The sequence below is a fragment of the Vibrio sp. 10N.222.55.C6 genome (assembly GCF_041473395.1).
Taxonomy (GTDB): Bacteria; Pseudomonadota; Gammaproteobacteria; order Enterobacterales; family Vibrionaceae; genus Vibrio; species Vibrio crassostreae_C.
This window is the reverse complement of sequence record NZ_JBFRSD010001195.1, coordinates 1-400: the sequence shown is the minus strand read 5'-3', so window position 1 is coordinate 400 and position 400 is coordinate 1. Positions and strand designations below refer to the sequence as shown.

1 protein-coding gene is annotated in these 400 nt (G+C 43.0%); it reads left to right on the top strand.

The window, feature by feature from the left end:
- Nucleotides 1-88: 88 nt before the first annotated feature.
- On the top strand, nucleotides 89-400 hold a 312-nt coding region (locus tag AB4486_RS28150; protein ID WP_372120118.1), incomplete at its 3' end, for a transposase family protein.

Genomic DNA, 400 nt, shown 5'->3' with positions numbered 1-400 from the left:
CTCTAGAGTATTTCCTTTATCAGGGCGGGATCGCACTTTGTGAGCAACTATGATCTAATAGGCTCAAACCCACAAATCGGTATCAACTTTGAGCCTCATAGAACACCTTTCGATTGTCGAAGATACGCAGTCATCCATCAACCAAAAGCATGATTTAGTTGACATTATTTTCCTTGTCATTAGCGACATAACTGCTGGCAGCGAGGGCTGGCAAGATATTGAAAGATATGGTGAACATAAACTGGAATGGCTTAGAAAATATCGAACATTTGCTCACGGTACCCCTCGTCGGCACACAGTCGCAAGAATATTACGTTCCGTTGTCGCCGAGTCTTTACTCGAAGCTCTCGCATTGTGGATTAATGAGCAAAGAGAAAATCAGAGTAAACCCGTTATCACT